Raw genomic sequence first — 18263 nt, 5'->3', positions numbered from 1 at the left:
GCCGCCTTCGGCTTCATGACGCGCGTCGCCTTGCTGGCGGACAAGATGGACCATCACCCGGAATGGTCGAACGTCTACAATCGCGTCGAGGTGCTGCTGACCACCCATGATGCGGACGGCGTGACCCGCCGCGATGTCGAGATGGCCCGCTTCATCGACCAGATCGCCGAAGCGATGGCCGCCGGCGCATGAGCGCGCTCCGTCCGGGCCGGGTCTCCGGCAAGACCGCCCTGATCACCGGCGCCGCCGGCGGCCTGGGCGAGGCCATGGCCTTCATGCTGGCGCGCGAGGGCGCGACCGTGGCGGTGAGCGACATCGACGGCGAGCGCGTCGCCGACCTGGCCGCGCGCCTCAATGCCGAAATCCCCGGCGCCGCCTTCGCCTACGCTCACGACGTGGCGAGCGAGGCGGACTGGGAACGGGTGATCGCCGCCGCCGTCGCCGACCTGGGCGGCCTGTCGGTCCTGGTCAACAACGCCGGCGTCGGCGGGCCGCTGGCCTTCGTCGAGCAGGACACCGTCGAGAACTGGCAGCGTCAGTACGAGATCAACCTGCGCTCGATCATGCTGGGCTCCAAGCATGCGATGCCGCACCTGCGCGCCGCCGCGCCCGCCTCCATCGTCAACATCTCCTCGATCGCCGGCCTGGCCGCCGCGCCGGGCATGGGCGCCTACAACGCCACCAAGGCCGGAGTGTGGATGTACACCAAGACCCTGGCGCTTGAGGCCGCCAAGGCCGACTGGAACGTACGCTGCAACTCGGTCCACCCGGTCTTCATCAAGACGCCGATCCTGGACCCCTTCGTCGCCATGGCCGGCGGCGACGAGGCCAAGGCCCACGAACGCCTGTCGCGCGGCATCCCCCTGAAGCGGATCGGCGAACCCGACGACGTGGCCTATTGCGTCCTCTACCTCGCGTCAGACGAATCGAAGTTCGTCACCGGCGCCGAGTTCAAGATCGACGGCGGCATGACGGCGCAATAGATCGCGCGAGCGCGATCTATTGCTTCTTTGTTGGCCTACCGCGCTTCGCGCTGCTTGAGGCCATGTGGGTCGACCTACCGCGCTTCGCGCTGCTTGAGGCCATGTGGGTCGACCTACCGCGCTTCGCGCTGCTTGAGGCCATGAGGGTCGGCCTGACGCGCCTCGGTCGATCCAGCGCAAGGACGGGGAACGATTGTCCTCTATTCGGGATTGAGGCTGTCCGCGCCATGCTGTAAGCGGCGTCTTCCGGCTTCACCGCCGTGCACGCACCCGTAGCTCAGCTGGATAGAGTACTGCCCTCCGAAGGCAGGGGTCAGAGGTTCGAATCCTCTCGGGTGCGCCATTTTGCTTCAGCCCTGTGTGGTTTCCAAACAGCTGACGCCTGTCTCATTGGCGTGGCTTCGACATTTTGCCAGCGTGCTGGCAATGCCCGACAGAAAAGCGAGCAGCCGCAAATGGTCGGCGGGGCCGCGCACCTGGCTGCCTTCCCTCGTCGACCCCGTTCTCTTTGCCCTTGGGGTCCCGGAGACGGGCGCAAGCGCTCTGTGAGTCGACGCCGCGCCCGAGGCGGCGTAGGCGCTGGCGTCGAGTGCCACGACTTTGTCCTGCCCCTGTGCCGGCCCGCGGCCGTTTCGGACCGCCCAGTCGGCGTAGAGGTCGAGCGCGCGCTGCGGGCTGGAAATCCACCACGAATAGCCGTTGCGGCGTCCGATCGAAATCTCGTTGACGTCGTCGTGGATGGTCTGGTCCTTGTCGCCAAAGATCGGGCGGCCGGTGACAAGGTCATAGTTGCGCGACCAGATCGGGCCGGCGCCGGGCTTGTCGATCAGCTTGCGGCCCTGGTCCGTCATCTCGAAGGACTTGTCGCGCACCTTGACGGCTTCCAGCCACGAGGCGGCGCCGCGCACGGCGGCCTCGACCTCCGGTGACGGATGGGGTTCGCCCATCAAGAAGATCAGGATGTCGGTGGTCTCGCCGCTGGCGATCGAGCGGGGCTCGTAGTTGCGCGCGCTGGTGGGGACCAGGCGCATCGGCTCGACCTGCTGTGGCCAGCCCAGCAGGCGATCGCCGTCCCGAACCTGAGCGGCCAGGATCACGTCGACAGCCTTCCTTGTCGCCTCGGCGGCGCGGCCTTCCAGTTCGGCGGGCACGAAGTCGAACCCCTCGGCTCCGTTGGCCACGTCGCGCAACACCATCGCGGCGTTGGCCACGGCGTTGTCGTTGAAGGTGATGGAATCGTGGAAGCCGCCTTCCAGGGGCCAGATCTGCGGCCAGCCCCCGTTCGGATACTGAGCGTTCAGCAGATAGTGGACGCCGCGGATCACGCTGGCGCGCCAGGCGTCGCCCTCAGGCCCCGGCGCATGGGCCGCGACCTTGGCCAGGAACCGCATCTCCGACCATGTCGCCTCGTTGTCCAGCGTGCCGACGAAGGTCCAGAAGCGGTCGGCCGGCGCATCGAAGTTGGCGGGGTTCTGCTCCATCGTCTCGGCGTCGTTCGAGAAACGCTGGCCCGGCAGACGGGCGATGCTGCGATCCTGATTCTTGCTCCACCCGCCGGCGGGCGTCTGAAAACTGACGATGGCGTCGGCGATCCTGCGCGCCTCGGCCGTGCCGTACCACTGGGCCGGGCGATCAAGCGGCATGTTGTAATGGCTGGGGCCGACGGCCTGCGGCGGAGGGGGCGCGACGGCCCCCGCCGGAAGTTCGGCCGCCAGGGCGGCGCGGTCCGCCAGATGCTGAGCCTGGGAGCGCGCCAGGTAGTCCGCCCAGGCGCCTCGCTCCGCATCCGGCAACGCTCCGATCCGGTCGATGGTCAGGCCGACCGCCGGCGTGTTCATCCGCAAGACATCGGCCCGCGCGACGCCGACCCCGACGCCAGGCGTTCCAAAGACGGCGGCCAGCAGCGTCAAGGTGACCACGGGCAGGGCGTGAAAGGGCTTCATGTGCGTTACTCCCATTATTTTGGGAATGCTTTTACATAGTGAGACAATCGGACGCAACCGCCCGGCGCCTTCGACCCGCTTCAGTTCGCCAGAAAGTCCCGCCGGACCTGACCCACGGATTTCGCCCCCGTCAGGGTCATGGCGACGCGCATCTCCCTCTCGAACAGGTCGAGCAGATCGCCCACGCCCGCCTCTCCGTCCGCGGCCAGGGCGTAGATGAAGGCGCGGCCCAGCATTACGGCGTCGGCGCCGAGGGCGAGCGCGCGCACCACGTCCAGGCCATTGCGGACCCCCGAATCGACCAGGATGCGCAAATCCCCCTGCACGGCGTCGGCGACGGCCGGCAGGGCGCGCGCGGAAGACAGCACGCCGTCCAGCTGGCGACCGCCATGGTTGGACACCACGATCCCGTCCGCCCCGAACCTGACGGCTTCGCGCGCGTCCTCGGGGTCAAGAATTCCCTTGATGATCATCGGGCCGTCCCAGAAGTCGCGGATCCATTGCAGATCCCTCCACGAAATCGACGGATCGAAATTGGCGGCCAGCCAGCCGATGTAGTCGGCCAAGCCGGTGGGCTTGCCCAGATAGGCCGAGACGTTTCCCAGGTCGTGCGGCCGCCCCCCCACGCCCACGTCCCAGGCCCATGCCGGATGGGTCATGGCCTGGACCATCCGGCGCAGCGCGGCGTTCGGCCCGCTCATGCCCGAATGGGCGTCGCGGTAGCGCGCGCCGGGCGTGGGCATATCGACGGTGAAGACCAGGGTGGTAACGCCCGCGGCCTTGGCCCGCTGCAACGCGCTTCTCATGAAGCCCCTGTCCTTCAGCACATAGAGCTGGAACCACATCGGTCGGTCGATGACGGGCGCGACCTCCTCGATGGCGCAGACCGAGACAGTGGACATCGTGAACGGCACGCCGCGCGACGCCGCCGCCTTGGCCGCCTGCACCTCGCCCCGTCGTGCGTACATGCCGGTCAGGCCGACCGGCCCCAGGATGACGGGCAGGCTCAGCGTCTCGTCGAACAGACGGGTCTCAAGGCTCAGGGCGCTCATGTCCTGCAAGACGCGCTGGCGCAGGGCGACCGCCTGCCAGTCCTCGACGTTGCGCCGCAGGGTCTGCTCGGCGTAGGCGCCGCCGTCGATGTAGTGGAACAGGAAGGGCGGCAGCTTGCGGCGGGCGGCCTCGCGATAGTCGCCGGGCGAGGAAATGATCACGGCCGGATCCTACTGGAAGTTGGCGAAGGCGCCGCCGTCGACCAGCAGGGCCGCGCCCGACATGTAACCGGCCATGTCCGAGGCGAGGAAGACGACGACCGAGGCGATGTCCTCGGGTCGGCCCAGGCGGCCCAGAGGGATGCGGCCCTCCATGTATTCGCGCTTCTCGGGGTCGGCGAGGTCGTCCCTGTTGATGTCGGTGGCGATCGTCCCCGGCAGGACCGAGTTGCAGCGGATGCCGTACCGACCAAGGGCCACCGCACAGGACTGCATCAAACTGTGCACCCCCGCCTTGGTCGGGGTGTAGTGGGTCTGCATCTCGCCGCCGACGAGGGCCGAGATCGAACTGATGGCGACGATGGCCCCGCCGTCTCCCTGCTTCACCATCTGGTTGGCCGCGGCCTGGGTCATGAAGTAGGCCCCGTGCAGATTGACCTCCATCGTCCGGCGCAGGGTCTCCGTCGGCATGTCGAGGAAGGCGTGGAACGGGCAGATGCCGGCGTTGGAGACGAAGACGTCCACCCGGCCAAGGGCGGCGACGGCGGCGGAGACGAAGGCGGCGGCGCTTTCTGACCGAGCCACATCGCCGTCGACGGCGATCGCCTTGCGACCCAAGGCCTCGATCCGGGCGACCACCTCGGCCGCCGCCGGGGCGTCAGTGTAGCTGTTGATGGCCACGTCCGCGCCTTGACGCGCCGCCTCGATGGCGGTGGCCCGCCCAATTCCCCGCGACGCGCCCGTGATCAGGACGACCTTGTTCTCAAGCAGCATGGGGGCTCCGGCGTTCTCTTGGTGATGTCTAGGGTTTCGGCGTCCAGCCCAGATCGGCGCTGATGGCGTTGGCCGCGTCCGTGACGGTGCGGGTCAGTTCCGCCATCCGCTCGTCAGACATGTATTGCGCCGCCGACGACACGCTGAGCGCGGCGACCACCTGGCCGTTGACGGATCGGATCGGCGCGGCGACGCAGCGGATCTGGTCCTCGTTCTCCTCCAGGTCGAAGGCGTAGCCCTTCTGCGCGTAGCCATGCATGCGCTCCAGCCACACCGCCCGCTTGGCCGAGTCGAACGGCTGACCTTCCGGGGCGAAGAAGTCGATCCATTCCGCCTCGGTCTTGTCCAGGATCAGCGCCTTGCCCAGCCCGGTGGAGGCGATGGGATGACGCTCGCCGAGCCGAGACCCGATGTTGATGCGTCGCCGCCCCGGCACCGTGTCCAGGTAAAGGGCGTGCCGGCCGTCGAGTACGCCGAGGTGCACGGTGTCGTCGGTCTGGGCCGAGAGTTGTTCCAGCCACGGTCGCGCCACGCGCGGCAGGTGCATCTGCTGGCTGGCGGCATGGCCCAGTTCCAGCAGTTTTGGACCAAGCGAGTAGCCTTCGCGCGGCCGGAAGGACAGCAGGCGGCGATCGACCAGGGCGGAGGCCAGACGGTGGGTGGTGCTGCGGGTCAGGTCCAGCCTTTCCGACAGTTCCGCGAGCGGCAGGGCGCCATCGACAAGGGCGTCGATCACGTCCAGACCGCGCAGCAGGGTTTGGCTGCCAGACGACTTCGCGCCGGTCTCCTCCTCCCCGTCCACCTGCGTGGTTCTGATTGACGCCGTTCGTCCCATTTCGTAATCCTCATTCTCAGAATGTAGCAAAACGCGCAAGCCGGCCTGCTCGAAGGGTTGTAAGTTTGACGCGGCTCGCGGAGGAAAGCCAGTGACATCCCGCATTATGGGAAGAAATTGCCATATGGCGGCGGTCGCTCAATGAGCCGCCTGCCGAAAATCAGCCGTGTTCGCGCTTTCGTCGTGAAGAATGACGGAACCGGCGCCCATCAGGGAGGCGGCGCCGACTATCACGATCAGGGTGACGGCCATTGGATCGACGACCACATCGCCACCCCGATGGCGAAGTACCCCGAATATCGCCAGAGCCGCCGCAGCTTCGGCATCAACGTGCTCGGCACCCTGGTCGTGGAGATCGAGGCCGAGAACGGCGTGGTCGGCTTCGCGGTGACGACCGGCGGCGAGCCGGCGGCCTATATCGTCGAGAAGCACCTGGCCCGCTTCCTGGAGGGCCGCGACCCGTCCGAAGTCGAGAAGATCTGGGACCAGATGTATTTCTCGACCCAGTATTACGGTCGCAAGGGTCTGGTGGTGAACGCCATTTCCGGCGTCGATCTGGCCCTGTGGGACCTTCTGGGCCGCCTGCGTCAGGAGCCGGTTTTCGCCATGCTGGGCGGGGCGGTGCGTGACGAGCTGGCCTTCTACGCCACCGGCGCGCGGCCGGATAAGGCCAAGGAACTGGGATTCATCGGCGGCAAGACGCCCCTGCACCATGGCCCGGCCGAGGGCGAGGAGGGCCTGCGCAAGAACCTGGCCGAGCTGGAGGCCATGCGGAACGCCTGCGGCGACGACTTCTGGCTGATGTTCGACTGCTGGATGGCGCTGGACCTGAACTACGCCACCCGTCTGGCGCACGAGGCTCACAAGCTGGGCCTCAAATGGATCGAGGAGGCGCTGAGCCCCGACGACTACTGGGGCTATCAGGCGCTGAAGAAGAACGCGCCCGAGGGCATGCTGGTCACCACGGGCGAACATGAGGCCACCCGCTGGGGCTTCCGCATGCTGCTGGAAATGGAATGCTGCGACATCATCCAGCCGGACGTCGGCTGGTGCGGCGGCGTGACCGAGCTGATCAAGATTTCCGCCATGGCCGACGCCAAGGGCGTGCTGATGATCCCCCACGGATCATCCGTCTATTCCTACCACTTCGTCGTGACGCGCCATAACAGCCCGTTCGCGGAGTTCCTGATGATGGCCCCCGGCGCCGACGAAGTCGTGCCGATGTTCCATCCGCAGTTGATCGGCGAGCCCGTCCCCGTGAACGGCCGGCTCAAGGTTCCCGACACCCCAGGCTTCGGCGTCGAGCTGAACCGCGACATCGCCCTGCATCGCCCCTACGCACGCTGACCCTTCCTCTTCCAAGAGACGACCTGATGAAACTGCTTCGCTACGGCCCCAAGGGGCAGGAAAAGCCCGGACTGCTCGACGCCGAGGGCCGCATCCGCGACCTGTCAAGCGTGGTGGCCGACCTCACCCCCGATGTTCTGTCGGACGAGGGGCTGGCCAGACTGGCCGCGGTTGACACCGGTTCCCTGCCGGTGGTCGAGGGCGAGCCGCGCTATGGCGTGCCGATCAATGGATCGCGCAAGTTCATCGCCATCGGCCTGAACTTCGCCGACCACGCCGCGGAATCGAACCTGCCCCTTCCGGCGGAGCCCGTGGTCTTCACAAAGGCGATCACCTGCCTGAACGGTCCGAACGACGACGTCGTCATCCCGCGCGGCTCCCAAAAGACCGACTGGGAAGTCGAGCTGGGCGTCGTCATCGGCAAGACCGCGTCCTATGTGACGAAGGACGAGGCGCTGGATCACGTCGCCGGCTACGTTCTGATCAACGACGTGTCCGAGCGCGCCTTCCAGACCGAGCGCGGGCCGACCTGGGACAAGGGCAAGGGATGCGACACCTTCGGGCCCGTCGGGCCCTGGCTGGTGACCAGGGACGAGGTCGGCGACGTCCAGAACCTGGACATGTGGCTGGATGTCAACGGCAAGCGCGTCCAGACCGGCAATACGAACACGATGATCTTCACCGTCGCCGAAATCGTCTCCTACCTGTCGGAGTTCATGACGCTGGAGCCCGGCGACCTGATCACCACCGGCACCCCCCCAGGCGTGGGCCTGGGCCAGAAGCCGGAGCCCTGGTATCTGAAGGCGGGCGACACCGTCCGCCTCGGCATCGAGAAGCTGGGCGAACAGGGTCAGACCTTCGTGGCGTGGTCGCGATGAGCTACGCTGGACGTTTCGCGGGCCGAACGGCCATCGTCAGCGGCGGCGCCTCCGGCCTGGGAAAATGCGCGGCCGAACGCATTATTCAGGAGGGCGGCAAGGTCTCGCTGTGGGACCTGAACGCCGAAGCTCTCGCCGCCGCCGCCGCCGAGATCGGTGCGACGCATTTCGCGGCGCTCGACGTATCGGACGCAGACGCGGTCTCCGCGGCCGCGGCCGAGGCCAACGTCGCGCTGGGCAAGATCGACATCTTGATCGCCTCGGCCGGCATCACCGGCGCGACCGCGCCGGTGCACGATTTCCCGATCGACAGCTGGAAGCGGGTGGTCGACATCAACCTCAACGGCGTCTTCTACTGTGCGCGTGCGGTCGTGCCCTTCATGCTGGCCAACGGCTACGGCCGGATCGTCAACGTCGCCTCGGTCGCCGGCAAGGAAGGCAATCCCAACGCCTCCGCCTATTCGGCGTCCAAGGCGGGCGTGATCGGCTTCACCAAATCGCTGGGCAAGGAACTGGCCGGCAAGGGCGTCGTCGCCAACAGCCTGACCCCCGCCACGTTCGACAGCCCGATTCTGGACCAGCTGCCCAAGAGCCAGGTCGACTACATGCGCTCCAAGATCCCCATGGGTCGTCTGGGCGAAGTCGAGGAGAGCGCCGCCATGGTCTGTTTCATGGCGTCGGAAGAGTGCAGCTTCACCACCGCCTCGACGTTCGACACGTCGGGCGGCCGCACGACCTACTGAGGGAGGCGCGCGTGGTCTCGGATCTTCGCATCGTCGACGGCCACGTCCATCTCTGGGACCTGTCCCGCGCGCGTTACGTCTGGCTGCAGGACGATCCCCTGCCGACCAATCCGGCCGGGGACATGTCTCCCATCGCCGATCGCGACTATCTGCTGGACGACTATCTGGCCGACACGGCCGGCTGGCGCGTGGACAAGATCGTCCATGTCGAGGCGGGCCAGCCCGTGGGACGCCAACTGGCCGAGACCGACTGGCTCCAGTCCCTGGCCGACACGCGCGGCTATCCGCAGGCGATCATCGCCGGGGCCGACCTGCTGGACCCGGATCTGGACGCCCTGCTGGAGGCGCATGCCGCGCGCCCCAATGTGCGCGGCGTCCGTCAGATCGTCTGCTGGCACGAAGACCCGCTGAAGACCTACAATCCGCGCGATCTTCTGCCCGATCCGAATTGGGTGAAGGGCTTCGCCAAGCTGGCGAAACACGGCCTGTCGTTCGATCTCCAGCTCTATCCGTCGCAGATGGCCACCGCCGCGATCATCGCCGCGCGCCATCCCGACATCCCGATGATCGTCAACCACGCGGGCCTGCCGACCGACCGCGACGCTGCGGGAATGGAGCGCTGGAAGACGGGTCTGCGCCTGCTGTCCGCCCAGCCGCACGTCTCCATCAAGATTTCGGGACTGGGCATAACCGACCGCGCCTGGACCCCGGACAGCATCCGCCCCATCGTTCTTGAGTGCATAGACGCCTTCGGCGCCGAGCGGGCGATGTTCGCCTCCGACTTCCCGGTCGAAAGCGTTCACGGAACATTCGACGCCTTCTATTCCGCCTTCGACGCGATCACGGCCGACTTCTCGACCGACGAACGCGGCCGCCTGTTCGCCGCCAACGCCGAGGCGATCTACCGAATCTGACCCGCCCGCCCAAGCCGCGCGAAGACGGCAAGGCCCCAAAAGAAGACCCGAGGAAACCCGAGGACGCCATGAGCATCGAGACCGACGCCGCCCACACGCCCGGAGGCCTGGCCCAACCTTCAGCCCTGGGGGCCGCCAGAAATCTGCGGGGCCCGCTGGCCTTCGCGATCGCCTGTTTCCTGATCTGGGGCCTGGCCTACGGCCTGCTCGACGTGCTGAACAAGCACTTCCAGGAAACCCTGAGCATCAGCCATGCCGACAGCGCCTGGCTGCAGATCGCCTATTTCGGCGCCTATCTGCTGCTGTCCGTGCCGGCGGGCCTGTTGCTGAACGCGCGCGGCTACAAGTTCGGCATCGTCGTCGGCCTGGGGGTGGCGGCCTTCGGCGCCCTGTTGTTCATCCCGGCGGCGGGCGCGAGGGCCTTTCTGCCCTTCGTCGGCTCCATGTTCATCCTTGCGGCGGGCCTGTGCATCCTGGAGACCAGCGCCGACACCTACGTCAACGTCCTGGGCGACCCGGCCAAGGCGCCGCAGCGTCTGAACCTGGCCCAGTCGTTCAACGCCCTGGGCGTTTTCTTCGGCCCGCTGATCGGGGGCGCGGTCTTCTTCAGCCCGACGACGACCCAGGCGCTGGGCGGCGCGACCCGGTCGATCCAGATCGTCTATGGGCTGATCGCTGTGGGCATCGTCCTGTTCGCCTTGGCCGTCTGGCGCGCCCGATTGCCCGAAACCGGCCTGTCCGATCACGGGGGGGAAACGGTCGACGGCGCGTCCCGCCCGCTGTCGCAGCAACCCCACTTCATCGCCGGCGTCATCACCCAGGCGCTCTATCTGGGCGCCCAGGTCGGCATCGGCGCCTTCTTCATCAACCTGGTCACCCAGAACTGGCAGGGCCTGACAAGCCAGGAAGGCGCCTTCATGCTGTCGCTGGGCGCCATCGGCTATCTGGTCGGCCGCTTCGCCGCCACGGCCTTGCTGTTGCGGATCAGGCCGCGCGCGCTGCTGACCGCCTATGGCGTCATCAACGTGGTCCTGACGCTGATCGTGGCGGCCGGGATCGACAAGGTGTCGCCTATCGCCCTCATCGCCGTCTTTTTCTTCATGTCGACCATGTTCGCGACCATTTTCGCCCTGGGCACGGCGGGCTTGGGCGCGGCGACCAAGAAGGCGTCGTCCTTCATGGTCATGGCCATCGGCGGCGGCGTGCTCCTGCCCTGGCCGATGGGCAAGCTGTCGGACCTGTACGGCGCCCATGTCGCCTTCCTTCTGCCGGCCGCCTGCTTCGCGGTGGTCGCCTGGTATGGGTGGAAGGGCGCGGGCCTGGGCCGGACGGAGGCGGTCTGATGAGGTTGCGCTGGGCCCTTGTGGTCTTCACGCTGCTGGTCGCTCCGGCGGCCGCCTGCGCCCAGGTCGCGCAGCCCGTCCCCGCCGCAATCCCGGCCGCGCCCATCGACCGCCATGCCCTGGTGACCCGCCACAACGTCGTCCTGACGGCCATCGACCGCCATGCGCCGATCCAGTTGGGCAACGGCGACCTGGGCTTCACCGCCGACATCACCGGCCTTCAGACCTTTCCCGAACAGTATTCGGAACTGGCGCCGCTGATGACCATGGCCCAGTGGGCCTGGCACAGCTTCCCCAACCCGGAGGGCTACACGGAACAGGACGGGCTGATCGATGTGCCGGTGCCCGGACGGGGCGCACAGCCCTACGCCTGGATGACGTCCTGGGACGTGGCCGAGACCAACCCCGCCTACACTTGGCTGCGCGCCAATCCGCACCGGTTTTCCCTGAGCCGCATCGGTCTGACCTTCGCCGACGGCCGCGCCCTGGACTTCGCCAAGGTCGCCGACACGCGCCAGACCCTGGACCTGTGGTCCGGAACCCTGACCAGTCGCTTCACCTACGACGGTCGGCCGGTGCAGGTCGTGACCCGCGTCCACCCGACGCTGGACATGGTGATGGTGGAGATCGCGTCCCCCCTGGTCGCCAGCGACGGACTGGGCGTTCGCATTCGCTATCCGGGCGTGAACCCCGCGATCAATCCCGACACGACCACTTTCGACGATGCGGGCGCGCAGAGCCTGACGGTCGTCAGCCGAACGGACCGCGAGACCCGTATCCGCCGCACGCTGGACGACACGACCTACGTCTCCGCCATCGCCGGCGACGGCCGCATCGAACAGGCCGGCGAGACCGATTTCCGTGTCGCTTCGTCTGGCGGTGAGCGGCTTGAGGTCATGGTCCGCTTCGACCCGGCGAACAGCAATGTCGCCACGCCCGCCTTCGCCGACGGCGCCCAGGCGACGACCGCCCATTGGCGCGCCTTCTGGACCCAGGGGGGCGCCGTCGACTTCTCCGGCAGCACCGACCCGCGCGCCGCCGAGCTCGAGCGCCGGGTGGTGCTGTCGCAATATCTGTCGGCGGTGAACGGCGCGGGCGAACTGCCGCCGCAGGAAGAAGGCCTTTTCTCCAACAGCTGGTACGGCAAGTTCCATCTGGAGATGCACCCTTGGCATTCCGGCTGGCAGGCCCTGTGGGGCCGCCCCGAGATGCTGGAGCGCAGCCTGCCCTGGTATCTGGGAAACCTCGACCACGCCCGCGCCGAGGCCGCGCGCCACCATGTCCAAGGCGCGTGGTGGCCCAAGATGGTCGGACCCGAGGGCCGCAACAGCCCCAGCCTGGTGTCGCCCTTCATCATGTGGCAGCAGCCGCATCCGATCCTGCTGGCCGAATTGGTCTGGCGCGCGGAAAGGGACCCGGCCCTGCTGGATCGCTACGGCGAGCTGGTCGAGGCGACCGCCGACCTCCTGGCCTCCTGGCCGCTGCCGGACGGCGACCGCCTGAACCTGGGCACGCCGCTGATCCCGGCTCAGGAGAACTACGATCCCCTGACCACGATCAATCCGACCTTCGAGGTGGAATACTTCCGCTGGGCGCTGGAGACGGCGCAGTCCTGGCAGCAGCGTCAGGGCAAGCCCCGCCGCGCCGATTGGGACCAGGCCCTGGCGCGCATCGCCCCGCCGCCGATGAAGGACGGCCTGTATCTGCCGGTCGAGAGCGTGCCGGACTTCTGGGACACGGCCAAGTCCGAGGCCTGCCGGCGCCACGCCGCGGCGGCCCAGTGCAAGAACCGCGACCACCCGTCCTTCCTGATGGCCTACGGCTTCATTCAGGGCGAGCGGATCGACCCCATCGCCATGCGCCGCACCTTCGAGGCGGTGGAGGCGAACTGGGACGTGCGCCAGACTTGGGGCTGGGATTTCCCCATGATGGCCATGACCGCCGCCCGGCTGGGCGAGCCGGAAAAGGCGGTCGACTGGCTGTTCGCCGATCTGAAGAACAACCAGTGGGGCCCGACGGGCATGACGCCGCGCGTCCACCTGGACGAGCACGCCGATGAATTGGTGCCGGTGTCGGCCGGCGCCGGCGGCGTCGAGATGGCGGTCAATCCCGATGGCCCCGGCTATCGACGCGCCGCCGAGACCTACTTCCCTTCCAACGGCTCGCTGCTGATGGCCGTCGGCCTGATGGCCGCCGGCTGGGACGGCTCCTCCGGCCACGCGCCGGGCTTCCCCAAGGATGGCTGGACCGTCCGCGTCGAGGGCCTGGCGCCCGCCCCCTGATCTCAAGAAAGAGGACCGCCTCATGACGACCTCCCGACGCGCCGCGCTGAAAGGGCTTTTCGCCGCTCCCGCGGCCGGCGCCCTGATCGCCCGGGCCGCCCCCGCCGCCGCTGCTCAAAGCCCTTCGTCGCCGCCGGCGCCGGGGGAAGCGCCGCAGTGGCCCGCGCCCAACACGGCCCCGCCTTCGACGCAGGCGACGCCGCATCAGCCGCCGCAATGGTCGGGTCCGGCGCCGACGAATTGGATCGACCCGAAGACGGGACACCGCATCCGCCGCGTCTCGCCCGATGACGGCGGCGGCAAGCCCTATTTCTACAAGAACATGTTCGTCGTCCCAAAGGCGGGCGCGCCCGACCTGATGGTCATCTCCACGCCGCAGGGCATCTCCACCGTGGATCTGCGGACGTGGGACCTCAGCGTCCTCGTGCCGGACCCCCACGCTGACCTGATGTTCACGGGACGCCGGAACCGCAGCGTGTATTATTCGGTCACCGAGCCAGGCGACGCCCAGCTGATGGATCGCGCCAAGACCCTGTTCGTCATCGACGTCGACACGCGCCAGACCCGACAGATCGCCCGCATCCCGAACGGAAACGTCAACTCGGTCAACGCTGACGAGACCCTGCTGCTGGGCTTCGTGGCCTATGGATCCGAGCCGCTCCAGCCCGGCGTCAACGATCCGCGCAACCGCCGCTTCGATCAGGCGGAGTACGAGGCCGACGGACCAGACGGCAAGCCGCTGAACTTCGCCCGCGCCAAGGGCGTCCGGATGCTGCAGCGCTGGGCCGCGCGCTATCCGATGGAGATTTTCGTCATCGACACGGCCACCGGCGAACGCCGCGTGATCCACAAGACCAACGAGTGGATCGGCCACACCCAGTTTTCGCCGACCGATCCCCAGCGTCTGATCTTCTGCCACGAGGGACCGTGGCACCGGGTCGACCGGATGTGGACGATGAAGGTCGATGGCTCCGACCTGCGCAAGACGCATCAGCGGACCATGAACTTCGAGATTTTCGGTCACGAGTGGTTCAGCCCGGACGGAAGCCAGGTCCACTACGATCTGCAGACGCCCCGCGGCCAGGTTTTCTGGGTCGCCTCGGTCGATCTGGAGACGGGCAAGCGCACCTATCGCCGGGTCGAGCGCAACGACTGGTCCGTGCACTACAACGTCTCGCCGGACGGCGCGCTGTTCGCCGGCGATGGCGGCGACGAGGACATGGTCGCCCATGCCCGCGACGGCAAATGGCTGGTGCTGCTGCGGCCCGAACCCGTCGTCGACGCCGATCCCTCCAGCGACCAGGACGATCTGATCGACCCGCTCTACATGCGTTCGGAACGGATCGTGGACATGTCCAACCACGACTATCGGCTGGAGCCGAACCTGACCTTCACCCCCGACGGCCGGTGGATCTTGTTCGTATCCAACATGCACGGGACGAACCACGTCTACGCGGTCGAGGTCGCGCGGGCCGGTTGAGCCGCCCCCATCACATGTCTGTTGCAAAATACGAGAAGCTGTTGCAATAGGTGGCACGTCACGCGTCCGACTATGCGCGATACAATACCAAAAAATGACACCGGTGCCAAAGCGCCGGACGGGAGAAACAGGATGAAGCGAACCACTCTACGCACGATGTGCGCCCATGGCGCGTCCCTGGCCGTGCTCGCAATGGCCGCGCCAGCGCTGGCTCAGACCGCCCCGGAGACAACCGATCCGGCGCAGACGCCGGAGGCCGCCCAGGTGGAGGACATCGTCGTCACCGGTTTCCGTTCCAGCCTGCAGCAAGCCCTGAACATCAAGCGTCAGGAGGCCGGTGCGGTTGACGCCATCCTGGCCGAGGACATCGCCGACTTCCCCGATCAGAACCTGGCCGAAGCCATCCAACGTCTGCCCGGCGTGACCATCGACCGCGTCAACGGCCAGGGCACGACCATCTCTGTGCGCGGCCTGAGCTCGGACTTTACCCGCACCCGGATCAATGGCCTGGAGGCCCAGGCGGCCTCGGGCGGCAACCGCAACCGCAGCTTCGACTTCTCGATGTTCGCCTCGGAACTGTTCAACAGCATCAAGGTGCGCAAGACCCAATCGGCCGAGATCGAGGAGGGCTCGCTGGGCGCGACGGTCGATCTGCAGACCGGTCGGCCGATGGATTTCGGCGGAAGCGGACTGAACGCCGCCTTGTCGACGCAGGCGTCCTACAATGACCTCTCCGAAAAGACCATTCCGCGCCTGGCCGGCTTGTTGAGCTGGACCAACGAGAACCGCACCTTCGGCGGCCTGGTCTCAGTCGCCTATTCCGAACGGTCGCCCGTTCTGGAGAGCTTCAACACGACGCGCTGGCAACGCGGTGATCCAACCCGCGCCTACGGCGTCGGACAGAACTTCGGCGGCTGCATCCCTTGCACCACCGAAGCGCAGCGGACCGAGGTGCTGAGCGCCTTCTACCCTCGCATACCCCGCTACACCTTCGGCAACACCCAGGAAGATCGCCTGGGCATTACCAGTTCATTCCAATGGCGCCCCAGCGATCGCACCGAAGTGGTCTTGGACCTGCTCTGGTCGCGTCTCAACTCGGAGCTGGAAAGCCCCAATATCGAGGCCTGGTCGTTCGCTCGTAACTCCAACGCCTCGACCAACACCGAAGGCGTGGATAAGGTCATCCTGCGCGATTACGAAATCGATGCGGCGAAGAACGCCTTCTCCTACGCTGTGTTCGACAACGTCATGGTTCGGTCTGAGAACGGCTTCACCCGCAACGAAAGCACCTTCGGCCAAGCGTCCCTGAACATCCGTCACGATTTCACTGATCGCCTGCGGGGCAATTTGAAGTTGGGGGCGAACAAGTCGGAGGCCCGCACTCCGCTCAACGTCGCCTACGCTTTCGAAAAGTTGGGCGTGAACGGCTACACCATCGACTTCCGCGACAATGATCGTCTGCCGATGATCAACTATGGATTCGATACGACGTCGGGAGAAGGCTTCACCCTGACCAAGGCGTCGCGGAGTTCGAGCGGCGGCGATTTCGACAACAACGTCGCTGCGGGAGCGATCGAGTACGACTTCAATCCTTCGCTGACCTTCAAATTCGGCGGCGAATATAGGACTTACGGTTTCAAGACGTTCGAGTTCAAACGTGAAAGCGACGCGACCGTGGGGGCCGACCGCCTCACCGACGTCGATTCCATCGGCAGGGTCGTCAGCATCGATGGCGGCATCGACATTCCCGCCGGCTCGACGCTTGATTATATCATCCCAGATATATGGAAAATCGCCGGCTTCCTCAGCGACTATGACGCAACCCTGGTCAACAAGCAGAGCGACCGGGAGGTAAGCGAGACGGACAACGGCGTCTTCTTCCAGACCGACTTCAACACGGACGTCGCCAACATGGTGGTGCGTGGCAACGTCGGCGTCCGCTACGCCAGGACGGAAGTCGAGTCCAAGGGCTGGCAGCAGGTCAGTCAAGGCGGCGTTACCACCTACGACTACGTCACAGCCAACAACGACTACGACGATGTGCTGCCTTCGTTCAATCTAGCGATCGAACCCCGCGACGATCTGGTGCTCCGCTTTGGCGCCGCCAAGGTGATGTCGCGTCCGTCGTTGGGCAACCTGACGCCTGGCGGCAGCGTCTCTCCGACGACTCTCACCGTGAAGTACGGCAATCCGCTGCTGGATCCGTTCCGGGCCACCAACTACGACCTGTCGGTGGAGTGGTATTTCCAGAACGAAGGCCTGCTGGCTGCGGCGGTGTTCTACAAGGACATCGACAGCTTCATCACGACCCGAACGGATTCGCTACCCTGGAATCAGTTGGGACTGCCCGATGAACTCCTGCAAAACATCGTCAGTCCCGATGCAATCTTTGAGGTCACGCGCAGCCTGAACGGCGAAGGGGGCGAACTGCACGGGTTGGAAATCCAATACCAGCAGCCCTTCACCTTCCTGCCTGGCGTCTGGTCGAACTTCGGCTTTGTCGGCAACTTCACCTATGTCGATTCGGAAGTCGACTACGGCGCATCCGGCAAGAACCGGCTGACCGGGCAGTCCAAGAACACCGTCAACGCCACCTTGTATTATGAGGAAGGTCCGTTCCAGGCGCGCGTCTCGGCCGCCTACCGCAGCGGCTATCTGATGTCCTTCCCCGGCAGCAACGGCAACTCGGAAGAAGGCATGAACAGCACGACCTACGTCGACGCCTCGATGTCCTACGACATCACGGACAGCCTGACCTTCTCGCTGGAAGGCATCAACCTGACCGACGAGTACAACGATCGATACGTCGATGTGACGAACCGCATCTCGGACTACCGGCACACCGGCCGCGAGATCGCCGTGGGATTGCGCTGGAAGTACTGAACTTCCCTCCCTGAATCTTCCAGCGTGATTGACTGGCCCGAAGCGAACCGCTTCGGGCCTTCTTTTTGGTCTCGCGGGCCTTCAGAAGACGCGGTCGCGCAGGCCCGTCACGCCGGTCGAATCGGTCACCTTCGGCGCCTTGCCGTCCAGGGTGTCGATGTTGCAGTCGACGAAGCGCCAGTTTTCCGCGTCGGCGATGGTCCCGGCGTCCTGAACGTCCCAGTCCAGGCGCTCGAACAAAAAGTCCTTGAGCGGCGCCTCGGGGTAGGCGGCGGCCTCGAAGCCGACCTTGCCGCCCACCGCCTTGATGTCGGACAGGCGCACGTCGTGGATGTGGGGTATCCCCTGCGCGCGCGGCACCGGCGTCGCCAGGGCCCGCCAGTAGTCGGGGACGTCGTCGATCCCCGACGGGATCGTTGCGTAGCTGTAGTTCGGATACCAGTTCAGATTCACCCGGAAGAGGGTGCGCACGTCATGCAGATGGATGTCGTGCAGCCGGATGTTGGAAATGACGCCGCCCCGCGTGTGGCCCGACTTGAAGAAGATTCCCAGCGGCACGGGGTGTTCGATCCGCAGGCCCGAGACCTCGATGTCTTCAAAACCGCCGGATGTCTCGCTGCCGAAGGTCATGCCGGCCAGGGCGTCGC

Annotated in this window: 14 protein-coding genes, 1 tRNA gene and 1 pseudogene; 11 read left to right on the top strand and 5 right to left on the bottom strand. The window is 66.4% G+C overall.

The features are described 5' to 3' along the window. From B2U11_RS04135 to B2U11_RS04125, 3 genes are all read left to right on the top strand, one after another. Window positions 1–192 (top strand): 4a-hydroxytetrahydrobiopterin dehydratase (locus B2U11_RS04135; protein ID WP_292070146.1); only part of this gene is annotated, 192 nt, incomplete at its 5' end. Then, complete coding sequence (locus tag B2U11_RS04130; RefSeq protein ID WP_292070145.1) at window positions 189–983, top strand: SDR family oxidoreductase; 795 nt, start codon at window positions 189–191, stop codon at window positions 981–983. The genes B2U11_RS04135 and B2U11_RS04130, both read left to right, overlap by 4 nt. A 266-nt stretch (window positions 984–1249) precedes the next feature. After that, a tRNA-Arg gene (locus B2U11_RS04125) sits at window positions 1250–1326 on the top strand. A gap of 7 nt (window positions 1327–1333) precedes the next feature. On the opposite strand, the gene pelA is transcribed toward B2U11_RS04125, so the two are convergent. From pelA to B2U11_RS04105, 4 genes are all read right to left on the bottom strand, one after another. Next, a complete protein-coding gene (pelA, locus tag B2U11_RS04120) occupies window positions 1334–2926 on the bottom strand; it encodes a pectate lyase (RefSeq protein WP_292070144.1) in 1593 nt (530 codons plus the stop codon). Window positions 2927–3006: 80 nt separating this feature from the next. After that, the gene (lldD, locus tag B2U11_RS04115) at window positions 3007–4140 is read right to left on the bottom strand and encodes an FMN-dependent L-lactate dehydrogenase LldD (RefSeq protein WP_292070143.1); all 1134 of its coding nucleotides are present in this window, start codon (window positions 4138–4140) and stop codon (window positions 3007–3009) included. 9 nt (window positions 4141–4149) lie between these two features. After that, entirely contained in the window at window positions 4150–4911 is a 762-nt protein-coding gene (locus B2U11_RS04110; protein WP_292070141.1) for an SDR family NAD(P)-dependent oxidoreductase, read from the bottom strand. Window positions 4912–4939: 28 nt separating this feature from the next. Then, window positions 4940–5746, bottom strand: a complete 807-nt coding sequence (locus tag B2U11_RS04105) for an IclR family transcriptional regulator (protein WP_292070140.1) — start codon at window positions 5744–5746, stop codon at window positions 4940–4942. 141 nt (window positions 5747–5887) lie between these two features. Between B2U11_RS04105 and rhmD the strand changes: the two genes are divergently transcribed. The 8 genes from rhmD (at window position 5888) to B2U11_RS04065 (ending at window position 17616) form a co-directional block, all read left to right on the top strand. Beyond that, entirely contained in the window at window positions 5888–7093 is a 1206-nt protein-coding gene (rhmD, locus tag B2U11_RS04100; protein ID WP_292070138.1) for an L-rhamnonate dehydratase, read from the top strand. 26 nt (window positions 7094–7119) lie between these two features. Beyond that, a complete protein-coding gene (locus B2U11_RS04095) occupies window positions 7120–7971 on the top strand; it encodes a fumarylacetoacetate hydrolase family protein (RefSeq protein ID WP_292070135.1) in 852 nt (283 codons plus the stop codon). Then, window positions 7968–8714, top strand: coding sequence for an SDR family NAD(P)-dependent oxidoreductase (locus B2U11_RS04090; RefSeq protein WP_292070133.1), 747 nt, complete (start codon window positions 7968–7970; stop codon window positions 8712–8714). Before B2U11_RS04095 ends, B2U11_RS04090 begins: the two co-directional genes overlap by 4 nt. Before the next feature lie 11 nt (window positions 8715–8725). Next, complete coding sequence (locus tag B2U11_RS04085) at window positions 8726–9628, top strand: amidohydrolase family protein (protein ID WP_292070130.1); 903 nt, start codon at window positions 8726–8728, stop codon at window positions 9626–9628. A 68-nt stretch (window positions 9629–9696) separates the two neighbouring features. Then, the gene (locus B2U11_RS04080; protein ID WP_292070128.1) at window positions 9697–10971 is read left to right on the top strand and encodes a sugar MFS transporter; all 1275 of its coding nucleotides are present in this window, start codon (window positions 9697–9699) and stop codon (window positions 10969–10971) included. Beyond that, entirely contained in the window at window positions 10971–13253 is a 2283-nt protein-coding gene (locus B2U11_RS04075; RefSeq protein WP_292070126.1) for a hypothetical protein, read from the top strand. The genes B2U11_RS04080 and B2U11_RS04075 overlap by 1 nt, the downstream gene beginning before the upstream one ends. Window positions 13254–13275: 22 nt before the next feature. Then, window positions 13276–14733 carry an oligogalacturonate lyase family protein gene (locus tag B2U11_RS04070; protein WP_292070123.1) on the top strand — a complete coding sequence of 486 codons (1458 nt, stop codon included), beginning with the start codon at window positions 13276–13278 and terminating at the stop codon, window positions 14731–14733. A gap of 21 nt (window positions 14734–14754) precedes the next feature. After that, the gene (locus tag B2U11_RS04065) at window positions 14755–17616 is read left to right on the top strand and encodes a TonB-dependent receptor (protein WP_292070121.1); all 2862 of its coding nucleotides are present in this window, start codon (window positions 14755–14757) and stop codon (window positions 17614–17616) included. 81 nt (window positions 17617–17697) lie between these two features. Here the strand turns inward: B2U11_RS04065 and B2U11_RS04060 are convergent. Continuing rightward, a pseudogene (locus B2U11_RS04060) lies at window positions 17698–18263 on the bottom strand (glycoside hydrolase family 28 protein); the annotation flags it as partial.

It is taken from the genome of Brevundimonas sp. UBA7534 (assembly GCF_002479325.1).
Lineage (GTDB): Bacteria > Pseudomonadota > Alphaproteobacteria > Caulobacterales > Caulobacteraceae > Brevundimonas.
Note: the sequence above shows the minus strand (reverse complement) of the source record. Positions and strands in the feature narration are given on the sequence as shown.